The organism is uncultured Campylobacter sp., assembly GCF_937997405.1.
In the GTDB taxonomy this organism is placed as follows: domain Bacteria; phylum Campylobacterota; class Campylobacteria; order Campylobacterales; family Campylobacteraceae; genus Campylobacter_B.
In genome coordinates, this window is the sequence record NZ_CALKTL010000026.1 from 1 (window position 1) to 26955 (window position 26955).

The window sequence follows — 26955 nt, forward strand, 5'->3', positions numbered from 1 at the left end:
ACAATTAGTCCAGTATTTGCACTGATAATGTATTTTACAACATTTAGAGCCATATATAAAAAGTTTAACTTACGCAAGCTCATTCCTTCTGGTATTATCTAAAATTTGTAATTGAAATTTCTTATTTATAATAATTAATATTTAATTTTAAGCAATGTATAATTAAATAAATTTTTTACGAAAGGATATCTATGAATTACGATCTAACATCGAAATTTACAAATTTGCACTGCAAAGAGCGCTTAAACCTACCTACGCTATCCATAGCGGCATGTTTGCTGCTGTCGGGTACTTGTCTAGGCGCCTATACCGAAACGGGAATGCTCGGTAATACGAGTAGTTGGGAGAGTGACGAATATAAAAAAGATTGGGGTTTAACCTCAATGAATGCTTCTACGGCTTATGCGCTAGGCTTTGACGGTAGCGGCGTAAAAATCGGCGTTATGGACTCGGGCGTACTGCTTAGCCACCCAGAATTTGGAGGCGGAAGGATAAATATTGTAAAAAGCAGTGGCGTATACGATAAAGACGGAATGAGGTATCCCGATACTAAATATGGCAATTCACCCTTTAAGGCAGGTTCAAGCAGTGAATACGACGAGACAAATAAAGGTGAGTTTAAAAAGGGCGAAAAATTCGACATCGATGGCTCGTGGCAAGCAGGCGTAAATGATAGCCACGGTACGCATGTGAGCGGTACTATGGCTGCAAGCAGGGATGGTAACGGAATGCACGGCGTAGCGTATAAGTCAAATTTATACTCCGCAAATACAGGTGGCAACGATGGTATGACTTACGGACCGAATCAGGATTACAATTTTTTTCTAAAAGGTTACAACGCGCTTGCCGATGCAGGCGTCAGGGTAATCAACAATAGTTGGGGGTCAAATAGAAAGGTAAATTCCGCCTACTCGGGCGCTACGGGCTATAAACCATCCTCCGGCTTAAGGCATATAAACGAATACAATACGAACATCAGAGATACTATCAGTGTTACTGAAACTAACAACGCTAAAGATCATATGTATCTAAAAGACTTAAACGCAGCTAAAAAAGCTTACTATCAGTTTGTTACTAAAGGCGAGAAAAGCTTCATAGATGCCGCATACGAAGTAGCGGTCAAAAGACAGGTCATTCAGGTTTTTACGGCAGGAAATAGAAGCCTTATGGCGGAGTCTTTTACTCGTGCAGCCCTGCCGTATTTTAGGCCTGATGCAGAAAAATACTGGGTAAATGTCACGGGACAAAATGGTACTTGGGGCTATCCTAACGGCAGTAACGCAAACGGCGAAGTAAGTGATGCACAGAGATTTAATCTCGCAGGAAATTCCAAATGGTGGACGATCGCCGCACCCGCTGCAGATATTTACTCCTCCACCGTAAATCTAAAAACTAAAAAGGCTTCATACGCTAGCTGGGGTGGTACCTCTATGGCGGCTCCACACGTAAGCGGTGCGTTAGGTGTCATATTCCAGCGCTATCCATATATGAATGCGGCACAGGTCCGCGATACGATGCTTACTACCGCAAGACAAACTACGCTTAGAGCAGGTCACGAAGGGCAACCCTTGGAGCGCTGGGGCAGTGATGGGCTCGGCGTACCAAGCAAAGTCTGGGGCTGGGGTATCTTAGACCTTGGCAAAGCAATGTTTGGTCCTGGGCAATTTTTAGGAAATTTCGACATTACTATGGATCAAGACGATATATGGAGCAACGATATATCTGATAAAGCTATCAAATTTAGAAAAATCGAGGATCAAAACGAAGCAGCCGTTTGGGCAGCAAGAAAAGCCATCCTTGCTTCAAAACAAAATTTAAGCCCAGAGGAAAAAGCTGAGCTTACTTTTGAGACCGCAAGAGAGAAGGCGAGAGCCGAGCGGGCCGCACAGGGCTATGAGGGTGCGCTCATCAAAAGAGGCAACGGTACCTTAACACTTACGGGCAACAACACTTTCACCGGGGTTACCACTATCTATGGTGGTAAAATTTCGGCACTCAATCAATCAATCGGTAAAAGCAAACATATCGATGTACAAAATGGCGGCGAACTTGAAATCTTGCACTCTGCAGTATATAGGATACCTGAAAGGAACGGCTGGCGAAGCGTGAGCAAGGCAAGCGATGCAACCACCGTAAAAGCAACAATCAATAGCGGTGGCGCATTCGTAGTAAATGATGGCGTGAATAATTTAAATTTGAGCTTTAAGCAAGGCTCATTACTAAGAGCAGGGCAAGTTAATACTAGCGATCTTCAAAACCTCGTCGACAACCCCGGCTCTAAGAAAATTTTAACCGCCACGGGCACATTTAGCGGTGCAAATTTAGCAAGCACTCAGGATAGCTATGCGTTTTTCAAAACGAGCAAAGAGGAGGCGAGTGGCTCAAATTTACGCCTTTCGATCCAAAGTGGAACGAGTATGCAAGATTTTGCACTAAGCTCTTCGCAAAGAGCGTTCGCAGATCTACTCGTCGCCAATCGCAGCAGCGGAATTTATACGCAAATTTTAGGCTCAAACCATGCTCAAGCGCGAGAGTATTATAGCGCGTTCGCAAATGATGCTGAATTCGCTGCGGTAAATAATTCCGCGATAAATTCCATAATGATGGCAAGCATCGTTAAAAACCGAGGTGGCGCGAATGCTGTAAATATTGATAAAGACACTAGATTTTGGATCTTTTCGGGCACAAATCGAATTAAATCCGATAAAGATACCGGTATTGGTAAATTGCATTCCGATTCGTTCGTAAATTTAATCGGTATTGACTCTTTAATCGGCGATAGTTCAAGCGTCGGTGTATTTGTAGGCGCAGGGCGTACGGACGATAAAATAAGCGGCACCAAGGAAGTCAAAAGCAAGGATTTTCATAGCGGAATTTATTCCGACATCGGTTTTGAACCTGTTAAATTTAGCTTCGGTGCGATATATTCGAAATATGATCGAGATAGAAAGCTAATCTCATCGGTTTCGCCTATAGTTTACGAATATGTAGGTTCAAATGCCTCTAGTTTAAGTGCATTCGCACAGGTTTCTTATATGGGTTTTAGCAACGCGGACAGCTTTAGTGTAGAACCCTATGCTGGTGTTTCGCATACTCGCACGAAAATAGACGATGTCAGCAACTCTTTGATTCGCATTGAAAACAAAACGCGAAATTTACAAGCCGTAAGCGTTGGTATAAAACCTAGCGTTCCGTTTAGAATCGGCGGAGTAGGTTTAAGAGCAAGTGCAGACGTGGCATATAATCGCTTCTTTTCGGATAAGCAGCCGCAGGCTTATTTATACGTAAACGGGCTAGGTGGTACGCAGCTAAAAGGTGAGAAGTTACAAAACCTAACGACCGCCGAAGCAGGAATCGAGGCGTCTCTTTCAAGCCGCGCTACGCTTAAGCTCTCCTACGTCGGAGCATATGGAAGCGATGTTAAATCTAACGGCATAGGACTAAGATTTAGACTGGAATTTTAGTAGAAAGGTAATGATATCGGTGGCACCGAATTTTGAGCCAAGCGTTTTAATTTGGATCGAATTAGACATTTTTTAATTCTACGGCAAGACGGCGTATGAGGTGTAAATTTCGCATTTTAAAGGCGATATTTTCGCGCCTCATGCCGAAAGCCGTATAAAATTAACGAGCGAGTGCGGCCTGGAATTTTAACGCGGACGAAGCGGCCGATACAAGCAAGCGGTGCTGGCGAGTCAAATTTAAACGAGCAAGACGATGCGAGCAGGCAAATACGAGCTAAATTCCATAAGAGCGGACGAGCAAGAGTTTGGATATAGACGGGTAAATTTAACAATGGTAAGCCGATACAGGCTGAATTTTAGGCTAGCTTAATGAGCGAATGCGGGATAAATTTTAATGAATACGAATGGGCGCGAGCTCGGGCAAATACGAGCAAATTTAATAATTGCGAGCAAACGCAAACTCGGACGCGAGCTAAATTTAACGAAAGCGGCAGCGGCGGGCAAAATTTAATAAAAGGTGCGGGCGCGGATAAAATTCAAACGACGAGCCGCATCTACGACAAGCCGCGCCCGCTGCGGAGTTAAATTTTATTTCCTACCTGACGCACGGCTAAATTTTATTTCCGATCCATCGCAGGACTAAATTTCATTTCCCGATCCGCTGCGAGGCTAAATTTTATTTTCAGATAGCAGGATGTTGATGAGCGGATTTAGCAGCGTCTCGCCGCGCGCGGCGCACAGCACGATCTCGTCGTAGTAGTAGTCGCTCCTGCCGTAGTTGTGAAACTCATACGCGCCAAAGCCATATCCCATCGGCGTGATCTCGACGCGCGAGTACCAGGCGTCCTTGGCGATGATGTATTTTTCGGTGTCTTGCGAATAAACCCACACTACGATCTCGTCCTTATTTTTTTGCCGCATCAGCCACATGAAGACGTTTGCGATGTCGTTGAAAAAATATGTATCTCCGTTTGGCATAACGGCCTGAGCGGTGTTGTACAGATCGTTTATCACCGTGCCGCTCTCGTGACATAGATATTTGCCAAATTCTATCTGCAGCGGCTGCTTATCCGTGTTGCCGTGGCGCACGGAAATTTTGGATTCCGCTATATCCATGGACGATATAAGCAGCCCCATCACGCAGGCGAGTAAAACCGCGGCAAAAATTTTCTTAATCATAGCAGCGCGCCCCGCACGAAGTAGTATTTGACGACGTAGGCGCTGCAGATGAGCGCGTTTAGAATGAGCCAGAACGAGGAGTATTTAAGCAGATGGGTGTAGGCGCGCTTAGTGATGAGCTCCGTTAAAAAGGGCACGATGCCGAAAAATATACCCAAAAACAGCGAGCCCCAAATCGCATAGCCGACGAAGTAATAATCCTTCAAAAGCATGCAATACGGGCATTTGTGATTGGGCTGCTCGTAAACGTAAAGCCCGAAAAAATAGGTGATCGCATAGTATGCGACGAACAAAAAGAGCAAATTCAGAGCAAAGCTCGCCATCGACTGCTTTAAGAAATTTAAGATCAATATGGCGCCCAATATCGCGTAGAAAAAGGTCGCCAAAAGCGCCTGCGTGTATCCAAACGGAAGCTTCGGCGCGCGAAATACGACCGAGCAGCAAAACACCGGCACGCGCAGCGGGATATTGGTAAAAAATAGAATTTCTAAAATAAACTCCGCCAAAACGCCCATAAAAAGGATGGTAAAGATCAGGTATTTGCGCTTTAGATAGGGAAATTTGCCCGCTTTAAGATCGAGGCTGTTTAAAATGAGCCAGAGCCCAAAGCCGAAGATCAGTAAAATTTTTAAAAGCAGCAAAATGTTGCCGTAGCGGTTCGAGCCCACGACGCCCGCGGAGCACATCGCGCCGGGCACGACCGAAGAGAGCTCGTTCAGGCAGAGCGCGAAAAATATAAACAAAATGATCTTACACGCTATCGTGAAGAACAAAATGGTGTTGATGAGATAGTTTCTTTTCTCCAGGGCGTATTGTAAATTTGAGGTGGCGTTAAAGTCCCAGTAGCGCATGATCCGCACGATGTGAAACTGCGAGATCGCCATCAGCGCTATTACGATCAGTTCTACGGCCAAAAACGCGATCACGCTACCCGATAAAAATACGCTCATGCTGAAATTTCTCCGTCTTTTAAAAAGACGTATCGATCCACGAAGCTTAGCTCGTCGAAGAGTATGTCGTGCGTCGCGATCAAAACGGTTTTTTTAAGCTCTTTGAGCTTTGAAAGCATTTCGATAAAGCCGAGCGAGTTTTGTTTGTCCAAATTTGCCGTCGGCTCGTCGGCCAAGATGATCTGCGGATTCATCACGAGCGCCCTAGCGATAGCGCAGCGCTGCTTCTCGCCGCCGCTAAGGCTGGAGACGATCTGATCTTTTTTATGCGCGATATTAGCGATCTGCATCGATTCGTCTATGCGCGCACTAAGCTCATCTCTGTTCAGCCGCTCAAGGCTAAGCGGCGCAAGGACGTTTTTATAGACGCTAAGCGCCTCAAGCAGATTGAATGACTGAAAGATAAAGCCGATTTTTTTATGGCGATACGCGGAGCTTTCGATATCGGCGAGCTTAGAGACGTTTGCGCCGTCCACTAAAACCTCGCCGCTGCTAGGCTTAGCAAGCGCGCCTATGATGGATAGAAGCGTGCTTTTGCCGCTGCCGCTGACCCCTTTTAAGATTACGATCTGCCCTTCCTCGACGCTTAAGCTTATGTTTTTTAAAGCGCGAAATTCATTCGCCCTGCCCTCGTTGTAAATTTTGCAAAGCTGCTTAATCTCTATCTTACTCATTTGACCGCCTCGCTCATATCGCCTATAGCGATGCGCCAGGATGGGATGATGACGAACGCTAAAAACGGGATCACGCTAAAGACGAAGATCAAAAAGAGCATATTGAAATTTACCACTGGCGTGAAGGTGATGAAATTTCGCAGCTCGCCGCCTAAGAATATATCGCGCAAAAGCGGCGCATCCAGGATAAAAACATAAGCATAAGCGCCCGCGACGCCGAGTAGATACGCGCTTAGCGAGACGATGAAATTTTGAATAAATTTCATCGCGATGATGTCTTTTATACAAAAGCCGATGCTACGCAAGATCGCGATCTCCTTTTTCTTCTCGCCGTATGCGAGCGAAATTTGATTTTTCAGTAAGATGAAAAATGAGATCATCGCCACGGCGTAAAGCACCATAAAAATTCCGCCCTTGTAATAATACAGATGCCTCACTTCAGCTACCGCGTCCTCGGCGCTGAGAGCTTGCGTGTTGGGGTATAAATTTACGATCTTAAGCGCCACTTCGCTTACTTCGTTGGGGTTGGGCACGCTTACGTAGAGCTTGGTGTATTCGCCCTCCTTCAGGCTTAGCACTTCGCGCGCGGTAACGGGGTTTAGATAGATCACGTCGTTTGAGACGATGCTGCTTTCATGCGGCGAAATTTTATTTATCTTAATCGCAATTAGGCGCTGTTCGGTTAAGAAGTGAAACTCGTCCTCGTAGTACCACTCGCCCATCGCCGCCTTTACCCCCTCGCCTACGATCATTTCATTTTCATTCAAATTTTCGTCGCCCACGATATGAAACCAAACGCGCTTTTGAGCGAAGTAATACATCCCGTCCACGGCGCCCTGCACTTCGCTGACGCCCGCGATTTTGGAGATGTCGTAGATATAGCCGTCGTGCATCAGATCGCGTTTGCCCGCGCGTAGAGCCTCTACTACGATGTCGGGTCTGAGCTTGATGACCTTTTCAAGATCGTTTTGAATGGAGCCCGAGATGAAAAGCACCGAGCTTAAAATAAAAACGATAAATGCAAAGATCGCGAAGCTAAAGGCGTGATCGGCCCTGTCTTTTCGCAGCAGAGTTACGGAGTAGTCGATAAAATTTTTACTTATCATAGACGAACTCCGCGTATGCTTTGCTCTTAAAGCTGCTTGAGAGCCGCACGTCCTTTATCTCGCGCGCTAGCTTTTGCAGACACTGCTCGCTCTTTGCGCGATCAAAGCTTACATAATGCACCGCAATGAGCGCGTAAAGGGCGGCAAAAAAGATCATTAAAGCGCAAATGAGCCTCATAGCCCTTCTATTACGCTCTCTTGAATTTCGTCAAATTTAAGCATCTTGCCTCCGTGATCTTTGGCGAAGGTCTTAGCCGCGCTCTCGCTCTCAAACGGAATAAGCTCGTCGCCCATCGGCCCTAAGACATTGGAGCCGAGCACGAAAAAGGCGCTTTTAGCGTCGATCTTATGTAGCCTGTAGTAATCGGTTACGAAAATTTTATCAAAGCCCTTGCCCTTTTGGAAGTAGTACTTCATCAGGTCTTTTACGCCGTCAAAATACAGGTTCTCGCCGCCCTGAACCTCTATCATCGCCGCCCAGTTAGGGTTTTTACCCACTAGCATACCGCAGACCGGGCATTTAGCGCCTTGCGGCACGACGATCTTTTCAGGCTTTTTCGCTTTTGTATCTTTACCGCTGCTGCCTAAATTTGCCGGCGCGTCCCATAGATACAGCGCCGCGGCTTGCAGGTGTTTGTCGTACTCAGGCTCCTTGCTCGCGCCTTTTGCGTCGCAAACATTTTTGAGATGAGCTTTAAGCTCGGAGATGGCTTTAAAGCTTTTCGCTTCAGTTTTAGCGCAGTTTGCTTCGTAAAATTCTTTACCGTGCGCGTAAACGCCGCCCTCACGCTTGGCTTTAATCATCTTATTATCGCCCGCGAAGTCCTGCCCCGCAATCTCGTAGGCCTTGGCAAAGTTCACTATCTCGCCGCCGTTTTCGGCTTGAAATTCCTTCGCATCGGCTTCGGTTGAGAAGGCGTATTTGCTATTGCGGCTCATCGTGCCTTTGACCTTGCTGCCCACGACGTAAAAGGCTTTATTTACGTCGATCAAATTTAGATTTTTCGTATCGACGACCTGCGCATCGCTTGGAATTTTTCCCTCCGTTAGCTCGTACAGGCAGTGTAGAGAAGCTACTTGCTTGCCGTTTACAACATGGTTAGTTTTATAAAATTTAACCAGGCTCATTCCGCAAACGGCGCAGTATTCTTTGCCCTCTCCGCTTCCTACAAGCGTAGCCTTGCTGGGATCCACGCTTTGAAACATAGGATTTGCCGACTTATTAGCCCCATCCATGGAGGCGCCGCAAACGAGCGCAACAAGCGTAGCCGAAGCCAAAAACGAACGTAAAATCATACTATCTCCTTAAAAATTTGATGTTTTAAATCTACTTACTAATCGAATTTAAAAATTCCAAATTCTCGCATCCCATCTTGATGCCGCCGTCGCAGCTTTTTTTGAAAAACTCTTTTGCTTTGGCATTATCGGACTTCACGCCCTTACCCTCGGCATACATTATGGCTAAATTATTGCAACCGTCGAAGTGGCCGAGATTGCACGCCTTTTCATACTGCTGCTTTGCTTGCTTATAATCCTGGCCCACCCCCTGCCCGAAGGCGTATAGATAGCCAAGGTTGTTGCAGCCGATGCCGATGTCGCCGCCGCAAGCCTTTTCGTAAAAAATTTTAGCCTTTGCGAAGCTTTGCTGCACGCCTTCGCCCTTTAGATACAGATAGCCCAGGTTGTTGCAGCCCATCATATCGCCGTAGGTGCAGGCCTTCTCATAAAGGCTCGCCGCCTTGGCGACGTCCTTTGCAAGCCCCGCGCCGTTTGCGTATAAAAGCCCGAGCGAGGTGCAGCCTTCGTTATCTTTGCAGGCTTTTTCGTAATAAGCCGCGGCTTTGGTAAAATTTTGATCCACGCCGTTGCCGCTTTCGTAGATATAGCCTAGATTGTTGCACGCAAGCGCAAATTTAGCGCTGCACGCTTTTTCATAGAGGCTGATCGCTTTTTCGAAATTTTTCTCTACGTTGCCGGTACCCTCAAAATACAAAACGGCTAGATTATAGCATCCCGAAGCTTTATTTTCCAAACCGCACGCTCGCTCGTAAATTTCTGCGAGTTTTTTATGATCGCCGCTTTGCTGAGCTTGAATGCCCTCGCTGATAAAGCCCGCATTTGCCGCGGCAGCCAAGGCTAACGCTATTAGAAATTTTTTCAAATTTACTCCTTTATATCGTTTTTACGTCCCTACCTCTGAAAGCAAGAGCGATTATTAAAAAGACCGCCGCTATTATACAATAAAACGGCGCGGGTATCTGCGGCGCATCGCCTGCGGCGTAAGAGTGCATGCCGGTAAGGTAGAAATTTACGCCGAAATAGGTCATTATGATCGAGCTATACGCAAGCGTCGAGCTCACGCAATAAACATAGATCGAGCCGAGCTTCGGGATAAGCTTTAGATGCAGCACGATCGCATAGACGATGATCGAGACATACGACCAAGTCTCTTTGCTATCCCAGCCCCAGTATCGCCCCCAGCTCTCATTCGCCCACACACCGCCGAAGAAATTTCCTAGCGTCAGCATCGAAAGCCCCACGATGAGGCTGATCTCGTTGATCGCCGTTATATATCTGATCTGCGCGTTGAGCCGCTCGCGATTGGCGCCGTTTTTAAGCGCCATCAAAACAAGAGCCAAAAGCCCAAGCAGGCAGCTAAGCCCTAAAAATCCGTAGCTAGCCGTGATAACAGATACGTGGATGCTAAGCCAATACGACTTTAGTACTGGCATGAGGTTGGTAATCTGCGGATTTACGAAGCTCATATGCGCTACGAGCATCACGATGCTAGCTAGCAAGCAGCTCGCGCTTAGCGTAAGTAGGGACTTTCTAAAAAATATGATCCCCGCAAGCGCCGCCGACCAACCGATGTAGATCATCGACTCATAGCTATCGCTCCACGGCGCGTGAGCCGCGACGTACCAGCGCAGCGCAAGCGCGAGGGTATGTGCCGCAAAGCTTGCGGCAAAGGCAGCGAATAAAATTTTTTGTGCGAGCGTGAAGCGCTTGCCGCAAAGCGCGCCGATAAGCGCCAATATTAGAGCTACGCTGCCTAGGATCATATAGCAATAAACGAGCTTTTTGAAAACCGAAGCTTTGTTGTAAAACACCTCGGCTTTGACGCGACTAACGCTTGGAAGAATAGCCGCCGAGGTGGCTCTTTGGTAGTTTTTCAGCTCCGCAAGTGCTGCATCCGCTTTAGCCCAATCATTATCCGAAATTCCATCCTGCAAGCCGTTTAGATAGTCGTTTAGCACGCCTTTGATCTGCGGCGCGATCCTATAATCCGCAAAGGCGTCGTTCGGCGAGAGCCACGCGTTTTGCGGGTCGTTCGGCACGGGGATAAATTTAAAAAACACCCCTCTAAAGGTCAGATACGCGATATTTAGCCGCTCGTCGAATTTAATCAGCTCGTTATCGAGCACGCCGCGGCGCGAGGCGCTTTTTTCATTAGCCTCATCCACGACGCGCGCGAGCTTGTAGTTGCCGTTTTCATCAAAGACCGAATTAAAGCTCACATATCGCTCCTGCGGCGCTAAGCCTAGCATCTTTTTAATCTCGTCGTTTTTGATCTTGATGATCTTTTGATCGCGCCAAAACGCGGGATTTAGGCTCATTCCTAGGATCATCTGCTCGGCGCTTAAGCCGTAGAGCGAGTCCGTGCCTGAAATTTTATTTACGATCTCGCTTGCTTCGGTGCTAAGCGGCTTGATCCTGCCCATGTAATCTTGCACTAAAAGCTCCGCGAACGCGCCGTTTGCATGAACGCGCGAGTTGGCTTTAAGGTTTGCTAGATAGTTTTCATCCGCGGCGCGAAGCTCAATGCTGAAAAAAAGCGGCGCGATTAGAAGTAGCGCGGCGGGTGCGTTGTTTTTAATAAATTTAGCGAGCTTTTTAAACCTGCTGCCCGCGGTAAAAAGATTGCCGATAAATCCGACGCAAAGCAAGAAATAACCGAAGTAAGTGGGGATTTTACCCGGATCGCGGTTAAGCTCCAGCACCGTGCCCTGCTCGTCGGTGTCGTAGGAGGATTGAAAGAGCTTAAAGCCGCCAAAGTTTAGCGGATGGTTCATATAAATTTCATGCTCCCCCGCGCTCTTGCCCTCTTTTAAAATTTCAACGTCGCTAGCGTAGGATGATGGGCTTTGCGAGCCCGGGTAGCGTTCGAGCTTAAATTTTAAAAGCTTTACCGCAAACGGAAGCTCTATGAGTTTCGAGCCCCAGCTTAGCATTATCTCCTCGCCGTCAAAGTTTAAAATTTTGGGTTCACCCAGCCAGCCCGCACCGCCGCGCAGCTCCGCCTCTTGCTCGCTTTCGCCCTCAAAGCCCGCCTTTACCGCAAGCGTGCCCTGCTCGCCTTTGGGCGCGGGTTTGTAGGAGCTAAATTTGACGGTGAAGCTTTTAGAATTTATACTTTGCGTGAAGCTAAAATCGTTATCGCCGATCTGAGATAGATTTAGCGGGTGCTCAAACAGTGCGTCTTGCGTGCGGATTTGCAAGTATGGTTTGACGCTTACCATCTCGTTTTCGCTCTCGCCCTCTCTTACGTGCAGCACGCCCTCGGTGCCGAAATAGCGCGTCAGCGCCGCGCCGATAAAGATGACGATAAATGCCGCATGAAGCACGAAAGAGCCGAAGCGGCGCCACATTTTGGTTTTAATTATAATGCCGAGCAGGCTAAGCGTCGCCCCGCCCATGACGCACTCATACCAGCGCGCCTCATAGACTAAAATTTTAGCCGTTTGCGTGTCATAGATGCTCTCTAAAAAGGTCGCGACGCCGGCACCTGCGGCTAGAATAAAAAGGAGGCAGAGCGCGAACTTGTAAGAGATGAAAAATTTTAATATTTTTAGCGCGCTCATTAACCCTCCGCAGTTTTACATTATTATATCGTAAGTTTGTCCCGCGTATAGTATAAACATCCTAAGAAGCAGCACGCCCATGACGCTGGCAAGCGCGCTCGCGTAGAACGCAAACGCGGTGTGGGCGATCTTTTTGCCCAGTGCGAAATTTAAAGCGAGCGGTACGCAAAAGCCTACGCCCACGACGCCTAGCCAAAACATCTTCGCATAAAATCCCTCGCTAAATGCGACGCTGGCGGCTTTTTGCACGTCGCTGCCCGTTACTAGCGAGACGAAAATCATGCCGATTAGTAAAATTTCCATCGCTAAAACCGGCCACTCGACTGCGTGTAAAGCTTTAAGATCGCCTCCGTGCAGCTCCGCTTTAAAGAAAAGCGCGGCTATTAGGCTAGATCCCGCGATGCCCGCCGATAAGCCAGACGCCACGAAAAGCGCAGGCAAAACGGCTGTATTAAGGATAGGAAATCTAACTAAAACCGAGATCAAAAAGCCGGTATAGGCGCAGATCGCGACCGCAAAAACTAGCGTAAGCGCAAGAAGCAGTGGGCGAAGCGCGTTTAAAATTTTCATTACGAGCGTGAAAAGCCCTTTTAAAAAAGTAAGTCTACGCGATAAAAATCCGCTAAGATCAGCTTCAAACGCATAAAGGCAGGCTACGAAGCTAAGCGGGATATAGACGCAAAGCGCCGCCACGCCCACGGACATAACCGAAGTAAAGTTGTAATTGATCAAAATTTTCCAAAAAAGAAGCGGCCTCTCAAGGTCGGCTACCAGGCAGACCATACCCAGAAGGATCGCTACGAAAGATAGTAGCGACGCAGCCTTAAATAGCGGCGTGCTTTCGGTTTGCTTTTTATAAAATTTGACGAGGATCGCGACTATCAAAGCGCCGCCGCTCATGCCCGCTAGCAAAAGATAAACCGCGATCGGCCAGCCCCACTCCACGCCGTGCGAGAAGGTCGCAGTGAAATTTATAGCTCCGTTCATATCACACCCCCAATCTAACCGCAGGAATATAGCGCAGGCTCGGCTTCGTGCCGCACTCAGGATGCATTCGCAGGCTGTCTTTTACGCGAAGTAGCTTGCTGATGTGCGAGCTTTCGTCGTTTAGATCGCCGAATACGATCGCCTCGTATCTGCACGCCTCGATGCAGGCAGGCTCGTGACCGTCCTTTAAATTCGTATCTAAGCAGAAGTTGCAGCTCTCCGCGGCTCTTGTTTCGTGATTTATAAAGCGCACGTCGTAAGGACAGGCGACGATGCAGTATTTACAGGCGATGCAATCGTCGGTGTTCATCGTCGTGATGCCGGTTTTTTCATCCTTGTGGCAGGCTTTTGTCGGGCAGACGTTCACGCACGGCGCGTCCTCGCACTGCTGACAAGATACTCTAACATAGCGCTTTTCTTTCAAATTTAGCGGATCGGTTTTATCCTGGATAAAAAGCCTCATCTGGCCTTTCGGGACTAAATTTACCTTCCTGCAAGCGATCTCGCAATCGGTGCAGCCCACGCATTTGTTCTGATCGAATATCATGCCGTAGTGCGGCTTTTTCGGCTCTTGCTTTTGAACGCTTACGTTTGCGTCTTGCGCGCTTTTATCCGCGCTATTTTGTGCGAGTAAGCTTGAGGCGATTGCGCCAAGCCCCAAAGAGCCGAGTGCGGCGGATTTTATAAAATTTCTTCTTTGCTTTTGCATATTCTCCTCCGACTAAATTTAAGCAAAACTACTTTGTTTTATTCGCTTCGTGAAAGCTTTTAGCTTCGCTCTCGCTAAGCTTTTTGGCTGCATCGGCAAGCTCGCCGGGCTTTAAAACTTTTAGTAGTTCGGCTTCAAAAATCACCACAGAACCCGCAGGAATTCTATCTACGTCCACATTGCCGTAGGCTAAATTACTAGGGATTGTAAATTTATATTTCGAGCCCGTATTCATCAAAAGCAATCCCTCGCGTAATCCGTCAATTAAGCCTATCATAGAAAGATGCGCCGGAATTTTAGACGCGAAAGTATCGTCAAATACGCTACCGTTCGTCAAATACGCCTTGTAGTTCATCACCACTACGCTCTCAGGTTTTGGCTTTTCGCCCATACCTAGCTTTAAAATTTCATATTGAAGACCGGATTTTGTGGTTTTAACGTCCGGATTTTTGGCATTTTTCGCCATAAATTCCTTGCCTGCTTTTAAATTTTTATCAAGCTCCGCTTTGGAATTTGTTTCTACGATCTTATTTAGTTTATCGGCTCTTTGATTCAAAAGCGCAATAATTTCCTCATCTTTTAGCTTCTGCTGCTTTTTAAGAGCGTCCAAAAACCCCTCTATTACCGCATCTAAGTCGTATTTGACACCTAACGCGGCTTGTGAATACAGCTGGTTTGAAACATAGCTTCCGGTAGAAGCTCCGATGCTATAAGATTCTTTTTGTTCTTGCGTAGTTAAATTCGCGCCCAACGCGCAGCTTGCCAAAACGATAGGCAAGAAAATTTTTAGTCTTTTTTGCATACATCTGCCTTTTAAATTTCGGGGCCGCGAGCTTACGCGACCCCGAAAGAATTATAAATTATTATTTAGAATTCTTTGAGCCTCTTTAATATACTCTTTAGCGGCTTCTAGCCTTTGCTTAGTATATTTAAAGCCATGCATTCCCCATGAGCCGTCTTTTTCGATAAGATCGACGGTGTCTTGAGCTTTTTCGATCAGCTCGTAAACGCGAGTTTTGTCGCTGGAGTTAAGCTTTTTAGTCTCGAGGATAGAGTAAATTCCTTGAATACCGATCTTAACTTGCGAGAAATCGCTCTTAATCGGAGTTTGCCAGCCCATAACCTCATCGTAAACCTGCTTTTGATTCTTGAAGTGAAGCGTCTCTTTTAGCTCGGAAACGACAGGGCTGTGGCAGCCTTTGGTATCTTGCATATCTTTATCCGCCCAAGACGTTCGTGCGCACGACCACATAAGATCGACGAAATTTCGTCCATCTTTATTTCTTTGGAAGTGCCAATCTTTCGCATCTCTCGGACCCTTAGCGGCATCGCCTGCGACTAGAGATTTTCTAGCAGGATCGATGTCGATCTTCCAGATGTGCGATCTTCTTTGAGTATCGAATCCCGCGTTGTCTTGGAACTGAATAGCATAGAAGTTCTCGCAGCTCATCATAAACGGCATGTGGCAAGATGCGCAAGTGTTGTCTTTATGCGTATCGGCTCTTGCGGCGATATAGGCTTGCTCTTGGTGGCAATCCTTACACTCTTTTGTGATCTTAGGCTTTGTATAAAACGCGCTCAAATAGCCCTGCTCGGAGTTGTAATTTACGCCCTTGACGGTTTTATCACCAACTACCGGTCCGGTGTTATCGTGCGGATCGTGGCAGGTTACGCAGCGCATACCCTTCTCGTAGTGAGCGGTAAAGTAGGACTGAGAGCCTTCAGAGCCACAGCCTGGACCCATAGATTTAAATTTAGAGCTAAGAGATAGATCGGGATTTCCGTTGTTTAGCGGATTAGCACGAGCTAAATCAGGGCTATAGTTAAATCTTTGGTGGCAGCGTTCGCAGTTTGAGGTTCTAAAATTTGTAGCGCCGTCAAGGTGACCGCCCGCTCCATGACACTCTTCGCAGGTGATACCCTTGGAGATAGTGTGCTTTTGAAGCTCTTTTGCGTTACCCAAAGCAGCATAGAATTCTTTTTTAGTTTTAAAGTCGAATTTGAATGGGTGGCAGACTTCGCAATACGAGCTGTTTGCTTGGAAAAACATCGATTTTTTGTATTTCGCAGCATACGACGCAAGACCTCTTACGTAACCGCCGTTATCGCCGTATTCCTCAAGCGTGCCCGGGAATTCCGGAACGATCTTTTTGATCTTTTTGACCGTCTCATCGTCTAAATTTAACGCCCAAGTCCTTTGGAATTGGTTGCCACCGGCTACGATTTGACCGGTACCATCTCTTAGCAAGCCGCCCTCTACGTGATAGGTTCCGCGTAGAAGCCACGCATCTACGTAGCCAAATTTTGTCCTTAGATGCCCCACGGTCGCATAAATTACGTCAGGGGTGATACCTTTTGGAAGGATCGACGCCGTATCTGGGCTAAATACAGGATCGGTTAGGTTGTTATTAACCTCCGGGTGCTCGCCCGGGAAGCGGATAGTAGTGGCGTGGCGCGATCTGCTCCATGTCTCATACTGCGCGGGGTGGCACTCGCCGCATTTTTCAGGACCTATGAATTTATTCGGAAATTGCAAAGAAGAGCCCGCAGGGATTCTATACATCATAGAGCTATAGCCCTTGCCGTCGTCTCTTTTGCTAGCCTTTGAAAAGTCAAATCCATGCCCTTCCGCAAGCCACTCCAAACCTCGGTCGTGTACATCCATCTTACCGACCGTCTTACCGCCGTATTTGGTAAAAATCGGGTGATTTTTAAATAGCCAGTCATACATCTCTCGCTCTTCTACGACGTAGTCCTGCAAGGATATGACGCCTCTGCTTTGCAACGTGCCCTTAGGATTTGCGATGACGTCGCGCGATTTTTGCGACATTTCCATCTCATGCCCCATGCCTTCATCAGCACAGGCTCCTGCGGCAAAAATGCTAATACAGGCTAGCGCGCCTAGTAGCATCTTATTCCATTTTTTCATGGCTCCTCCTTTGAAAATCAAATTTTTAAATTAGCAAAGTTCTACGATTGGAATAATATCAACAAAAAAGGGTGAAAAAGGGAGAAAATTTAATAAAGTATAAATTTAACAAAAAGATATTGTAAATATTGATACTTTTTATTATTTTATTGAAATTTATTCAAAATCGCGCGCCGTAAAATTTAACCCCTGGGCAAAGATATTTTATAATACTATTTTATAAAAAATATTATTTATGGTATAATAGCAGTGAAATTTAACCGTTTTAAGGAGGCTTCATTATGGTTAGGAAAATTTTATTTATATCGCTGCTGCTTGTTTTTTCAAATGCCGCTACGCTCACCGACGTTCTAGACAGGAAGGTCGAGGTAAAGGACAGGGTAGAAAAGGTCGTTTTGACGTTTTATTTTGAAGAGTACTTCGTAACCACGGGCGAAGAGGGCGTTTCTAAAATCGCCGGATGGTCCAAAGGGTACTGGAAGGGTCGCAGAGAAGCGACATGGCAGGCTTTTTTGAAAAAATTTCCGAGCATAGATCAGATCCCCGATGTCGGATACGTCGGCAAAAACACTCTGTCGTTCGAGCGCATCGTCTCGCTAAAGCCCGATGTGGTTTTGTTTGCAAAAAACGACTACGAAAAAGTTAAGCAAAATTTGAAAAATTTAGATAGCTCGGGCATTGCTGCGGTGTTCGTAGATTTTCATGATGAAAATTTACAAAACCACATGAAAAGCATGGAAATTTTAGGCGAAATTTTCGGTAAGCAAGACAGAATAGCCGAAGTAAATAAATTTTATAAATCAAAATTCGAGCTCGTAGAACAAAGGCTCGCCAAAGCCAAAAATACGACCAAGCCCAAAGTTTACGTAGAATTTAGCGAAAAGGCGGGCGCTAGCGTCTTTGGCGTATCGTATGACGATAAGATGTGGGGAGCCTTCGTCAGCGCCGCCGGCGGAGAAAACATCGCAAAAGGGCTGATAAAAGGCGCCTCCTCGCCGCTCAATCCGGAATTTATAGTCAATAAAAATCCAGATATTATCATATTTGCGGGGAATTATTTTCCAAACGGCGGCAAGAACATCCCGCTAGGCTACGGCGTGAGCAAGCAGGAGGCTGCGGCAAATTTTAATGATTACGCCCAAAGAAGCGGCTGGCAAAACATAAACGCCGTCAAAAATCATAAAATTTACGCGATCTATCACGATCTAAGCAGGCATATTTTCGATTTTGCGGGGATCTTGTTTTTCGCGAAAAAAATACATCCCGAGCTCTTTGCAGATATAGATCCTGCCGCGGAGCTGAAGGAATTTTTCGATAAATTTTATCCGGTCGAATTTAGCGGAACGTGGATGATCGATTTTTAATGTCCGCAGAATTTTATAAAAGCCTCGTCTTTAGAAAAATTTTATTAATATGCTGCGGCACGGGGCTTTTATTAGTTTTATTCGTACTTGATATAGCAAACGGGCCCGCAAACTACGGTTTTTTTGAAATTTTACAATCCTTCTTTTCGCGCAGCGCAGATAAAAACCTAAGCGTTATAGTCTTTGATATGAGGCTGCCTGCGGCTATAGCGGCTGTTTTAGCGGGAGCGAGCCTAGGACTTAGCGGCGCCGTCATGCAGACCCTACTAGCAAATCCGCTCGCTAGCCCCTACACCCTAGGAGTGGGCTCTGCGGCGGGCTTTGGAGCCGCCGTCGGCATAGTATTTTTTGCGGGGAATTTTTTAAGCATAGGATTTTTTGCATTTTTCTTCGCTATTTTAAGCATCGTTTTCATATACCGCTTATCAAATCGCATAAATCTAGGCTCTTCGGGCATCATTTTAATAGGGATCATTTTGGTTTTTATCTATCAGAGCCTGCAGGCCTTCGTGATATACGTCGCGGATGAAGCAGAGGTTTCAAGTATTGTTTTTTGGACCTTCGGCTCGCTTTCAAAGGCGAATTACGCGAGCTTATCGATCATGTTCGCGGTATTTGCGGCGGCATTTTTCATATCGCTTTACAATGCTTGGAGCTTTAACGCGGTCTTACTAGGCAACGAAATAGCTCAGAGCATGGGCGTTTGCGTGCACTCTTTTAAAATAAAAATGCTGATCTTAGCCTCGGTCCTAACCGCTACTTGCGTCTGTTTCGTGGGCACGATCGGCTTTGTTGGACTACTGGGAGCGCACATATCTAGAATTTTAATAGGCGCGGAGCAGAGATTTTTCCTTCCGTTTTCGGCCCTGATAGGAGCCCTGCTTCTTTCATTTTCATCGATTTTGAGTAAAAATTTAATAAGCGGCGTAATCTTTCCTATCGGCATAATCACCTCCTTCATCGGGGCGCTGTTTTTCCTAGCGATCGTGCTAAATAAGGGGCGCGGATGAGGGTTGAAGGCTTAAGCTTTTCATACAAAAATAAAGAAATTTTAAAAAATATAAGCTTTGCCGTAAACGAAGGAGAAATTTTAACGATCCTAGGCGTAAACGGCGCGGGCAAAAGCACGACGATGAAATGCTTAGCGGGCATCTTAAAGACGGATGCTAAAATTGATCTGTGCGGTGCGAGCGTCAAGGAGATCGGCTATCTGACGCAAAATATTATGCAAGAGGGCGGACTTAGCGTATTTGAGCTGGTGCTTTTGGGTCGCATTTCGAAGCTAAATTTTAAAGTAAGCCGCAGCGATCTGCAGAGGGTAGAGCATGTGCTAAAGCACGTGGGCATCGAGCATCTCGCAAAAAGAAGCTTTAGCGAGCTCTCCGGGGGCCAGCAGAGGCTGGTGCTCATAGCTATGGTTTTTGCAAAAAAGCCTAAAATCATGCTTTTGGACGAGCCTACCGCAAATTTAGACCTGCTTCATCAAAAAGATATATTAAATTTAATAAGAGACTACACGAAATTTTATAAAATTTCGACCGTCATAAATATCCACGACATCAATCACGCTCTACATTACGGCGATAAAATAATGGTGCTGCATGACGGCGATATAGCGTTTCTAGGCGCGCCGAAAGATCTGAATACGGCTCTACTGAGCGAGGTTTTCGGCGTGGAATTTGAACTGCTTCAAAACAGAAGCGGCAAAAAATTTATCGCAAATTTTTAGCGCTTCTGCGCGGATTTGATCAAATTTAACGAAAAGAGATCGTAAATATCGCGCCTTCGTCAGAATTTGCAGCGCTTATGCTCCCTCCATTTTTTTCGATTATCATCTTGCTCATATATAGCCCTAGCCCGCTGCCCTGCTGTTTTGTCGTAAAGTGCGGCTCAAAAATTTTATCTAACTGCGCTTCGTCGATGCGGCTTGCGTTATTTTCGATCGTGATTACTCGCTCGCCCTGCTTTAAAAATGAGTGAATTTTAATCTCGCGCCGTTTAAGCGGCACGTCCAAAAACGCCTCCTTTGCGTTATTTATGATATTTATGATCACCTGGATTAGCTCGTTTACGTTGCCGTAAAGGGTGAAATTTTCCTCTATCCGCACGCTTATATCGATGACGTGTTTTTTAAGCGAGGCGTTTAAAATTTTACGCGCCTGCTCGATCGCTTCGCTGGCGCTAAATTCTTTCTTTGGCATGTTCGGATTGAAGAAATTTTTAAAATCCTCGATCGTATCGCTCATAAATTTCACCTGCTCGCCCGCGTCTTTTATGCCGCCTTCGAGCCTCTCTTTTGAGAGCTTGCCGCGATCGTTGTAAAGCTCTAAATTTATGAGCGTGGAGCTGATCTGCGATAGCGGCTGGCGCCACTGATGCGAGATATTGCCGATCATCTCGCCCATTAGCGCTAGGCGGCTTTGATTTATCAGTAAAAGCTGCGTTTGCATCTTCAGCGTCTCGTTTTTTTTGTGAATTTTATAGATACAAAATATACAGATCAAAAATACCACAAGCAAGCTTAGTCCGCTAACGACAAACTCTTTGGTGTGATAGAGCAGAATGCTTTTTATCGGAATTTTAAAGCTTATCATCGCGATCGTATCGCCCAGGCCGCCTTTGAAATTTCCCACATCGCCGTAGAGCTCTTGCATCTTTTTAGGCGCTGCGTTGATGCTGTGGCACTCGGTGCACGAAGGCTGAGAGTTTGTTATCGGCAGACTCAAAAGATACGAGGCGCCACCTTTATCATAGACGATCCTGGAGTATTCTTTATATTTGTTTTCTTTAAAGCCCTCTAAAATTTCATTCTCAAACTCGCTTCCCTCGTGCTCGGGATTGAGCGGATCGGTAGCGACGAGCTTGTAGTCGTAGTTGATGTGATTTTTGGCGAGCTGAATTTTATAAATTTCGCGCGTTATGTAGGTCGAGGACATCAGCCTCGGATCGAAAAAGTCCTCGCTTAGAAGCTTTTTTTCTTTAAGCTCGTTTATTAGCGGGCGCTGCACGGTCGAGACATAATCGCGCACCGCATTCATCGTATCTAGGATATAAAACGCTTCGCGCCTCGTATCTTTTAGCGCAAGCTCGCGGTAGAAGTTAAAAACCAAAGCCGTAATTACAATATATAGCAGCACGAAAAGCGCTACGATAAATTTAAATTTATACTTCAAAGAGATACCCCACCGCATATAAATTTTTGATCACGTCCCTGCCAATCTTGCGGCGTAGCTCTTTGACGATCGCCTTGATCGCCTCCTTGCTGGGCTGCTCGAACTCCCACATATAGCTAAATAGCTGCTCGTAGGTTACGGTTTGGTTTTTGCGCGCTAAGAAGTACTCCAAAAGCTTGCTCTCGCTTTTGGAAAGATGACAGGCGCTGTCTTTTACGTAGATGATCTTTTTGGCAAAATCATACTTCAACTCGCCGCTTATGCTAAATATCGGCGCATGGTTTATCAGCTCCGCAGCGACGTCTTGTAGCGCCCTTATAAACGAGCTTTTGTCGTACGGCTTAGGCAGATACCTAGTGATCTTAAGCTCCACCGCCCGCCACAGATACTCCTGCTCGGTGTGGCTCGAAAGTATCACGATCGGCACCGAGATACCAGCAGCACGGATCTTTTTAACGACCTCTAGCCCGTCCATATGCGGCACGCCGATATCAAAAACCAGCGCGTCGTATGAGCCGCTCATCGCCTCATCAAGCGCCTCCAGCCCGTCCTTAACCCCCACCACTTCGCCGAAAAACAGCTGTAGCGATTCGGTTATATTTTTTAAAATCCCGGGCTCATCCTCTAGGCAAAGAACCCTTTTATTGGACAAAACATCCAATAATTCGTAATCTTGCATACTCTATCCGCCTCCAAGCTTAGCACATTTCATTCTTAATCGTCTCTTAAAATATAACTAGACTTAGATTATATAAATTTAGCATTAAACTAACGTTAAAAAATATACCAAAGCGGTTTGCACGCAAATTTAAACCTCAAACCACCTATGTGTGAGCTTTGCGCCTGCATAAGTCGGCTTAAAAGATCGCAAGAACGTAAAAAGGTGGGGCGATAAGCTTGATATTAAATTTTACCGCCTCGCAGGCGACAGATGAAAGGCGGTAAAATTTTATTTAGAGGGGCTTGCATATGCATTTCGCAGACAAAGGCAATTAAAACATAAAATCTATCAGCTCCATAGCTCGGCGGAATAGAATTTAAAATTTAGCCCAAGCCGGGCATGCTAAAGTTAATGTGAATGCTCCATCTTTGAGTGATCCATGCCGCCATGATCCATGTTCTCCATCGAGCCATGATTCATATGCGAATGATCCATCCCCTCCATCGAACCCATATCGTGGCTCATCCCACTCATCGAGCCATGATCCATCATAGAATGTTCCATGCCGCTCATACCTGGATCGGTCATTCCAAAAATCATCGCGATGTGTCCTAGCACCAAAAATACAATCAGCGCCAAGAAATGAAATTTAAGCCTAGCTCTAAATTCCGCTCCTTTTGCGATAACTCCGAGCTCCAAAAGTAGCAGCACCAGCGCAGGCAGCGCCGCCGCTACGTATGCCGCCAAAGCTAAGGTGTCCGCAGCGCCACGTAAATGAATGACGGGCAAAATTTTAACCGCTACGTAAATAATTAATATCGTAAAATAAGCGCCGAGAATGATGCTAAGGCATCTATTGATTTTTAGTGCCAAAGAGCCCTCCTTCGCGCGGTACAAGCTAAAAAATTCGCTCGCTACTATCGCTTCTGCTAAGCCCATCGGCACCGCCATAAATAAAATCAAATTCCACGGCTGATTTGCCATCAGAATTTCCATGTAATTCGTCATTGCCATGTTTTCTCCTTATTTTGGTTTAAAAGGCGCAATTCTAGCGGCTTTCGGTAAAAAATTTTAAAACGATAGATAAGATTAAGTGCGCCTTTAATCTTATCTTTCTGCAAAATGATTTGAGCTGCGTCTTAAAACTCGCTCACAAATATTAAATTTATCTCGCTTTACACGCCGCCTCTTCGTATCTAACGTGAAATTTAGAAAATTTATATTTGCAGATGCAGCTACATTAAATTTAGCCAAAACGCTTTAAATTCCGTAAAATTTCAGTTTTGTAAAGATAAAATTACGAAATTTTTTAAAAGGATTTAAAATGAAAAATGCTCTTTTATTCGCCTGCGCAGCGCTATTTATATGCGCTTGCTCCAATCCTGAGCATCCAAAGCCAGGCGTTTCGCATTGCAGCGAGCCTAAAATGGACGAGGCGTCGCATCAGATGATCCAAATTTGCGGCGAAAGCGAGGATCCGCAAATCGAAAATATGCAGTGCAACGAAAACGGACTTTGCTTCGGCAGCGTAAAAGCCAGGTAGCCGAAGCGTCTTGCGAGCACCAGCGCTAAATTTAACTATTTTAAAGCCAAGATCGAGTGCCCGTAAGCAGTCTAGGCCGCGCTTTAAAATTTCGCCCGCAAATTAAATTTAGCTCCGCTTCACGCGCGCCGATGCATTTTATCTATACTTAATTTTTAACTGCGTCCGCCGATTGATCGAGCTGCTCTTGGCGTGATAAAATTTTAAAATTTCATCACCAAGCACGGCGCGTAATTAGGATTTAAAAGTAAGCGCGGCTCAAATTTTATAAGTTTAAAATTTTAAAGCGACATGCAATTTAAAATTTCAGCTCTCTCAAATGCTAGCCGGTGCAAAATTTTGCGCAAGCTCAAAATCCGCGCTAGGAGATTTCATGCCGCTGCAAAATTTCTAGATCACAACTCCGCTCGGTAGAATTTTTTGGCGGTGCAGATGGAGGCGCAAAATCTGTGCCACGCAACCTTGCACGGATCACACCCGCCCAAATTCCTATGCCGCACGCCGAGACTCATAATCTAATCTCGCTACAAGATCGCTTGCGAAATAGTACAACATCCTTAGTCGCATAGCGCAGCCTTGCTCACTGCGTGGTCGAGGTCCGTAGCTGTAGTGCGAAATGGCGTAGAATTCTTTGCCGTGCGGTAGGAGTTCTCAGAGCAAAAAAGACGCGGTATCCTCTATCGGCGGTGCGAGTTTATAGTCTCTAACTCGCACCTTAAAATTCCGCTTCAAACTCATTGCTTAAAATTTCGTCTCAAAAAAATCGCGTATGAGAAATTCCGCTTTATCTTTACGGCTTAAAATTTCGTACGGATCGCACTGAGCGAAATCCAGTCACTGCGCGACGCAAGCTTAAAATTTCGGCGTCATGCTTGCCGCATATTAAATTCTGCTTCATTATTACGACTTAAATTCTATCACAAGCCTGTAGATTTAAAATTTTACTTCAAACGACGCCGTGAAATTTCTACCCTCCTAGATACATATCTCGCGGTGCCCGTGCCGCTTGCCGCTTAACGGCGACGCTATATCTTTGCCGATAGAAATTCCGCGCACAGGGCGCCTGCCACAGCACATAGAAAAGAAAGCGCGCCTCTTGCATAATCGCCGCGCCTCTAGAAATTTTAAGCGACCACAAAATTTTAAAAATTTAAAAGCAGCCTTCGATTAAGCCGATTTTTATAAATTTAGATTTGCTTTGTAACGGCACAATCTAGTGAGCAAGGCGCAACTATAAGTTACGCAGCTAGTTTTACGTCAGCTGTTTAAACATTTCGATCTGTTCCTTCGTAAGCTCAATCAAATCATCGTTTGCGTATTTAAGCGATGTCTCCAGGCTTGCGATGAGCTCCTTACGAACGAAGCTCACGCTAAAAAGCGTCGCCCAAAATCGCGCTCCGCTGCCCGTGCTCGGATCTTCCAAGACCGCTCTAATCGCAGCTACCGCAGCAGCATCGTCCGCTGCACCTAGCACCTCGTCCACGAGCGGATATTCACCTGCGCCGTCGCCCTCGTTTAGCGAGCGCAAAAGCGGCTCAAGCGCCTCGTCACAGGGATTATCACGCAAAAACTCCCGCACCGCGCGAAACTCTGCCGCGAGCTGATCCGAAAGCTGCGCAGGCATCGGCTGATGAAGTCTCAAAAAGTCTAATGCCGTTTGCTTGTCCATAAAATTCCTTTTAAATGATATGCGCGATTGTAGCTAATTTTGGATTGCAAAGAGATAAATTTACTCTAATTTATCAGCTACTTCCGTCATAAATTCTCAATGATCTTAAATAATTAGACAGTGATTTTGTAGTGGCTTTTAGGGGCGATTTTCGATGGGCTTTGCGGATTACGAAATAAAATTCTAAAATTTTATCCAAATAAAAAAGCCCCCGCGAAGTGCAGGGGCTTACAAGCTCGATCTGTTTAGTCTGGCAAAATTTAGCAGACTAAGAAGGATTATTCCTCGATCTTGCCGGTTTTGATGCGGCGCTCATAGATTTCGCGCATCTCTCTAATGTCGTTTTTGACCTCGAATACGCCGTGCCAATGCGAATAATCAGGTCCGCCCATTAGCGCGCCTTGGCGCATTCTGCGACCCTCGTGATGCCACGAAGTGTAATAAATACGCTGGAACGCATCCGCCCAAGGATCATCTTTTAGAAGTTTCTTTTCCTTAAGCTCTTTTAGCATCTTAGTCGCTTCGTCGTTGTAAACGTTATATAGAAGTACCTGCTTATCGCCTACCTCAAAGAAATTATTCGTGTGGGTGCTTGCGTGGCACTCTTTGCATACTTGCTTCATCTCGGCACGCGCTGCCTCAGGACCGTTTAGGTTGCCCGCCAAAGGATTGCCAACGTTTAGTTTGCCAGTATTTAAAAACTCGCTTACCGCAGTCTCATTACCGCCGGTACGTAGATTGCTCTTAGGCTGCCACAAATTCCACTTCAAGCGTTGAGATACGTTGTGAGTGGAGTTTAAATCGCCCACACCGCCGCTCATATGGCAGGTCGCGCATGTAGGAGCGCGGTAATCAGGAACCGCCCAAGTACCAGGAGCACTGTCGAATTTCCATTCATTGCCTTCAGCGTTAAATACGTGTCCGTGCATTGAGTTATTGTAAATTTCGATATCCGGATGATCAGGTCCTAAGTGGCAAGATGCGCAAGCAGCGGGCTTACGAGCTTCGGCAATCGAAAATTTATGACCCGAGTGGCATGATTTGCATCCGCCTACGCTACCGTCCGGATAAACCGTACCGATGCCGTAAACGGGCCAGGTCTCTTTGGTAGGCTTGTTATGCTCATCCATTTTAATGACGCTACCGTGGCATTGAGAGCAGCCGGTAATATCAGGCGCGTGTTTAAGATCAGGGATATCACGTCCTTCGTAGTGATACATTAGATCAACCATTCCTTTGTTGGCTTGCATCTGCATAGCACCTCTTGCGTGACCGCTGTTTTCAAACTCTTTAACCTCGTTACTATGACATTTAGCACAGGTTTTTGGGCTAACTAGCACCGAAATATGATTATCTGTGTCTTTCGGATGCGGCTCTTTAGCTGCCATAGGACTATCTGCTGGCTGCGAGTGGCAGTCGGTACAGCTAACGCCTACGTGAGCGTGGCGACTCATCTTCCAATCCGCAACGACGCCCGGAGTTTTTTCGGCATGGCACTCAACACAGCGTCTAGCTAGCGGCGTAAGTTGCCTATTTACCTTTAAATTCTTCGTAAGACTAACGTTTACAGAATTGCTTACGTTCGCGTCCGACGCGGACATATTCGCATGCTGCGCGGGCATTTCTGCGAATGCAAACGATGCGATACAGGCTATTAAAATAGCGACTTTTTTTAGCATTGCTTC

The 26955-nt window shown here is 46.2% G+C and carries 23 protein-coding genes; 6 read left to right on the forward strand and 17 right to left on the reverse strand.

From position 1 onward, the window contains the following. Nucleotides 1–191 precede the first annotated feature (191 nt). Together Q0372_RS01140 and Q0372_RS01145 are read left to right on the forward strand one after the other, a co-directional pair. Nucleotides 192–3464, forward strand: a complete 3273-nt coding sequence (locus tag Q0372_RS01140) for a S8 family serine peptidase (protein WP_298101549.1) — start codon at nt 192–194, stop codon at nt 3462–3464. A 369-nt stretch (nt 3465–3833) separates the two neighbouring features. Further along, on the forward strand, nt 3834–4049 hold the full coding sequence (locus tag Q0372_RS01145; protein WP_298101551.1) for a hypothetical protein: 216 nt from the start codon (nt 3834–3836) through the stop codon (nt 4047–4049). 84 nt (nt 4050–4133) lie between these two features. On the opposite strand, the gene Q0372_RS01150 is transcribed toward Q0372_RS01145, so the two are convergent. The 12 genes from Q0372_RS01150 to Q0372_RS01205 are packed head-to-tail and all read right to left on the reverse strand — an operon-like array spanning nt 4134 to nt 16860. Continuing rightward, nucleotides 4134–4643 (reverse strand): hypothetical protein, encoded by a 510-nt coding sequence (locus tag Q0372_RS01150; protein WP_005870878.1) that lies wholly within the window; start codon nt 4641–4643, stop codon nt 4134–4136. Beyond that, nucleotides 4640–5593, reverse strand: a complete 954-nt coding sequence (locus tag Q0372_RS01155; protein WP_298101554.1) for a hypothetical protein — start codon at nt 5591–5593, stop codon at nt 4640–4642. The genes Q0372_RS01150 and Q0372_RS01155 overlap by 4 nt, the downstream gene beginning before the upstream one ends. Next, a complete protein-coding gene (locus Q0372_RS01160) occupies nt 5590–6267 on the reverse strand; it encodes an ABC transporter ATP-binding protein (protein ID WP_298101556.1) in 678 nt (225 codons plus the stop codon). Before Q0372_RS01160 ends, Q0372_RS01155 begins: the two co-directional genes overlap by 4 nt. After that, nucleotides 6264–7373, reverse strand: a complete 1110-nt coding sequence (locus Q0372_RS01165) for an FtsX-like permease family protein (RefSeq protein WP_298101558.1) — start codon at nt 7371–7373, stop codon at nt 6264–6266. The genes Q0372_RS01160 and Q0372_RS01165 overlap by 4 nt, the downstream gene beginning before the upstream one ends. Next, a complete protein-coding gene (locus tag Q0372_RS01170) occupies nt 7363–7530 on the reverse strand; it encodes a hypothetical protein (RefSeq protein ID WP_298101560.1) in 168 nt (55 codons plus the stop codon). Before Q0372_RS01170 ends, Q0372_RS01165 begins: the two co-directional genes overlap by 11 nt. A gap of 17 nt (nt 7531–7547) precedes the next feature. Then, entirely contained in the window at nt 7548–8669 is a 1122-nt protein-coding gene (locus Q0372_RS01175; protein WP_298101561.1) for a nitrous oxide reductase accessory protein NosL, read from the reverse strand. 31 nt (nt 8670–8700) lie between these two features. After that, nucleotides 8701–9534 (reverse strand): tetratricopeptide repeat protein, encoded by an 834-nt coding sequence (locus tag Q0372_RS01180; RefSeq protein ID WP_298101562.1) that lies wholly within the window; start codon nt 9532–9534, stop codon nt 8701–8703. Between the two features lie 10 nt (nt 9535–9544). Beyond that, nucleotides 9545–12235: a cytochrome c biogenesis protein CcsA gene (ccsA, locus tag Q0372_RS01185; RefSeq protein ID WP_298101563.1), complete on the reverse strand. Its 2691-nt coding sequence runs from the start codon at nt 12233–12235 to the stop codon at nt 9545–9547. Nucleotides 12236–12250: 15 nt separating this feature from the next. Further along, nucleotides 12251–13222 (reverse strand): NrfD/PsrC family molybdoenzyme membrane anchor subunit, encoded by a 972-nt coding sequence (nrfD, locus tag Q0372_RS01190; protein ID WP_297881596.1) that lies wholly within the window; start codon nt 13220–13222, stop codon nt 12251–12253. A 1-nt stretch (nt 13223) separates the two neighbouring features. Next, nucleotides 13224–13931 (reverse strand): 4Fe-4S dicluster domain-containing protein, encoded by a 708-nt coding sequence (locus Q0372_RS01195; protein WP_297881598.1) that lies wholly within the window; start codon nt 13929–13931, stop codon nt 13224–13226. 28 nt (nt 13932–13959) lie between these two features. Continuing rightward, nucleotides 13960–14733 carry an FKBP-type peptidyl-prolyl cis-trans isomerase N-terminal domain-containing protein gene (locus Q0372_RS01200; protein WP_298101564.1) on the reverse strand — a complete coding sequence of 258 codons (774 nt, stop codon included), beginning with the start codon at nt 14731–14733 and terminating at the stop codon, nt 13960–13962. A gap of 51 nt (nt 14734–14784) precedes the next feature. Continuing rightward, nucleotides 14785–16860, reverse strand: a complete 2076-nt coding sequence (locus tag Q0372_RS01205; protein WP_291940175.1) for a cytochrome C — start codon at nt 16858–16860, stop codon at nt 14785–14787. Nucleotides 16861–17141: 281 nt separating this feature from the next. On the opposite strand from Q0372_RS01205, the gene Q0372_RS01210 reads away from it, so the two are divergent. Genes Q0372_RS01210 through Q0372_RS01220 form a run of 3 tightly spaced genes read left to right on the forward strand, consistent with a single transcriptional unit; the run spans nt 17142 to nt 19953 of the window. Then, complete coding sequence (locus Q0372_RS01210) at nt 17142–18224, forward strand: ABC transporter substrate-binding protein (RefSeq protein ID WP_298101565.1); 1083 nt, start codon at nt 17142–17144, stop codon at nt 18222–18224. Next, nucleotides 18224–19234, forward strand: a complete 1011-nt coding sequence (locus Q0372_RS01215) for an iron ABC transporter permease (protein WP_297945284.1) — start codon at nt 18224–18226, stop codon at nt 19232–19234. The genes Q0372_RS01210 and Q0372_RS01215 overlap by 1 nt, the downstream gene beginning before the upstream one ends. Next, entirely contained in the window at nt 19231–19953 is a 723-nt protein-coding gene (locus tag Q0372_RS01220; protein WP_298101567.1) for an ABC transporter ATP-binding protein, read from the forward strand. Before Q0372_RS01215 ends, Q0372_RS01220 begins: the two co-directional genes overlap by 4 nt. Before the next feature lie 25 nt (nt 19954–19978). On the opposite strand, the gene Q0372_RS01225 is transcribed toward Q0372_RS01220, so the two are convergent. The 3 genes from Q0372_RS01225 to Q0372_RS01235 all read right to left on the reverse strand — a co-directional run bounded on the left by Q0372_RS01225 (nt 19979) and on the right by Q0372_RS01235 (nt 23072). After that, a complete protein-coding gene (locus Q0372_RS01225; RefSeq protein WP_298101569.1) occupies nt 19979–21397 on the reverse strand; it encodes a DUF3365 domain-containing protein in 1419 nt (472 codons plus the stop codon). Then, nucleotides 21387–22076, reverse strand: a complete 690-nt coding sequence (locus Q0372_RS01230; protein ID WP_298101571.1) for a response regulator transcription factor — start codon at nt 22074–22076, stop codon at nt 21387–21389. The genes Q0372_RS01225 and Q0372_RS01230 overlap by 11 nt, the downstream gene beginning before the upstream one ends. A 390-nt stretch (nt 22077–22466) precedes the next feature. Then, on the reverse strand, nt 22467–23072 hold the full coding sequence (locus Q0372_RS01235; RefSeq protein ID WP_298101573.1) for a DUF6803 family protein: 606 nt from the start codon (nt 23070–23072) through the stop codon (nt 22467–22469). 310 nt (nt 23073–23382) lie between these two features. On the opposite strand from Q0372_RS01235, the gene Q0372_RS01240 reads away from it, so the two are divergent. After that, the gene (locus Q0372_RS01240; RefSeq protein WP_298101574.1) at nt 23383–23601 is read left to right on the forward strand and encodes a hypothetical protein; all 219 of its coding nucleotides are present in this window, start codon (nt 23383–23385) and stop codon (nt 23599–23601) included. Nucleotides 23602–24853: 1252 nt separating this feature from the next. Here the strand turns inward: Q0372_RS01240 and Q0372_RS01245 are convergent. Together Q0372_RS01245 and Q0372_RS01250 are read right to left on the reverse strand one after the other, a co-directional pair. Continuing rightward, nucleotides 24854–25270, reverse strand: coding sequence for a hypothetical protein (locus Q0372_RS01245; protein ID WP_005870906.1), 417 nt, complete (start codon nt 25268–25270; stop codon nt 24854–24856). A gap of 278 nt (nt 25271–25548) precedes the next feature. Beyond that, nucleotides 25549–26949 (reverse strand): multiheme c-type cytochrome, encoded by a 1401-nt coding sequence (locus Q0372_RS01250; RefSeq protein ID WP_298101575.1) that lies wholly within the window; start codon nt 26947–26949, stop codon nt 25549–25551. Nucleotides 26950–26955: the final 6 nt, after the last annotated feature.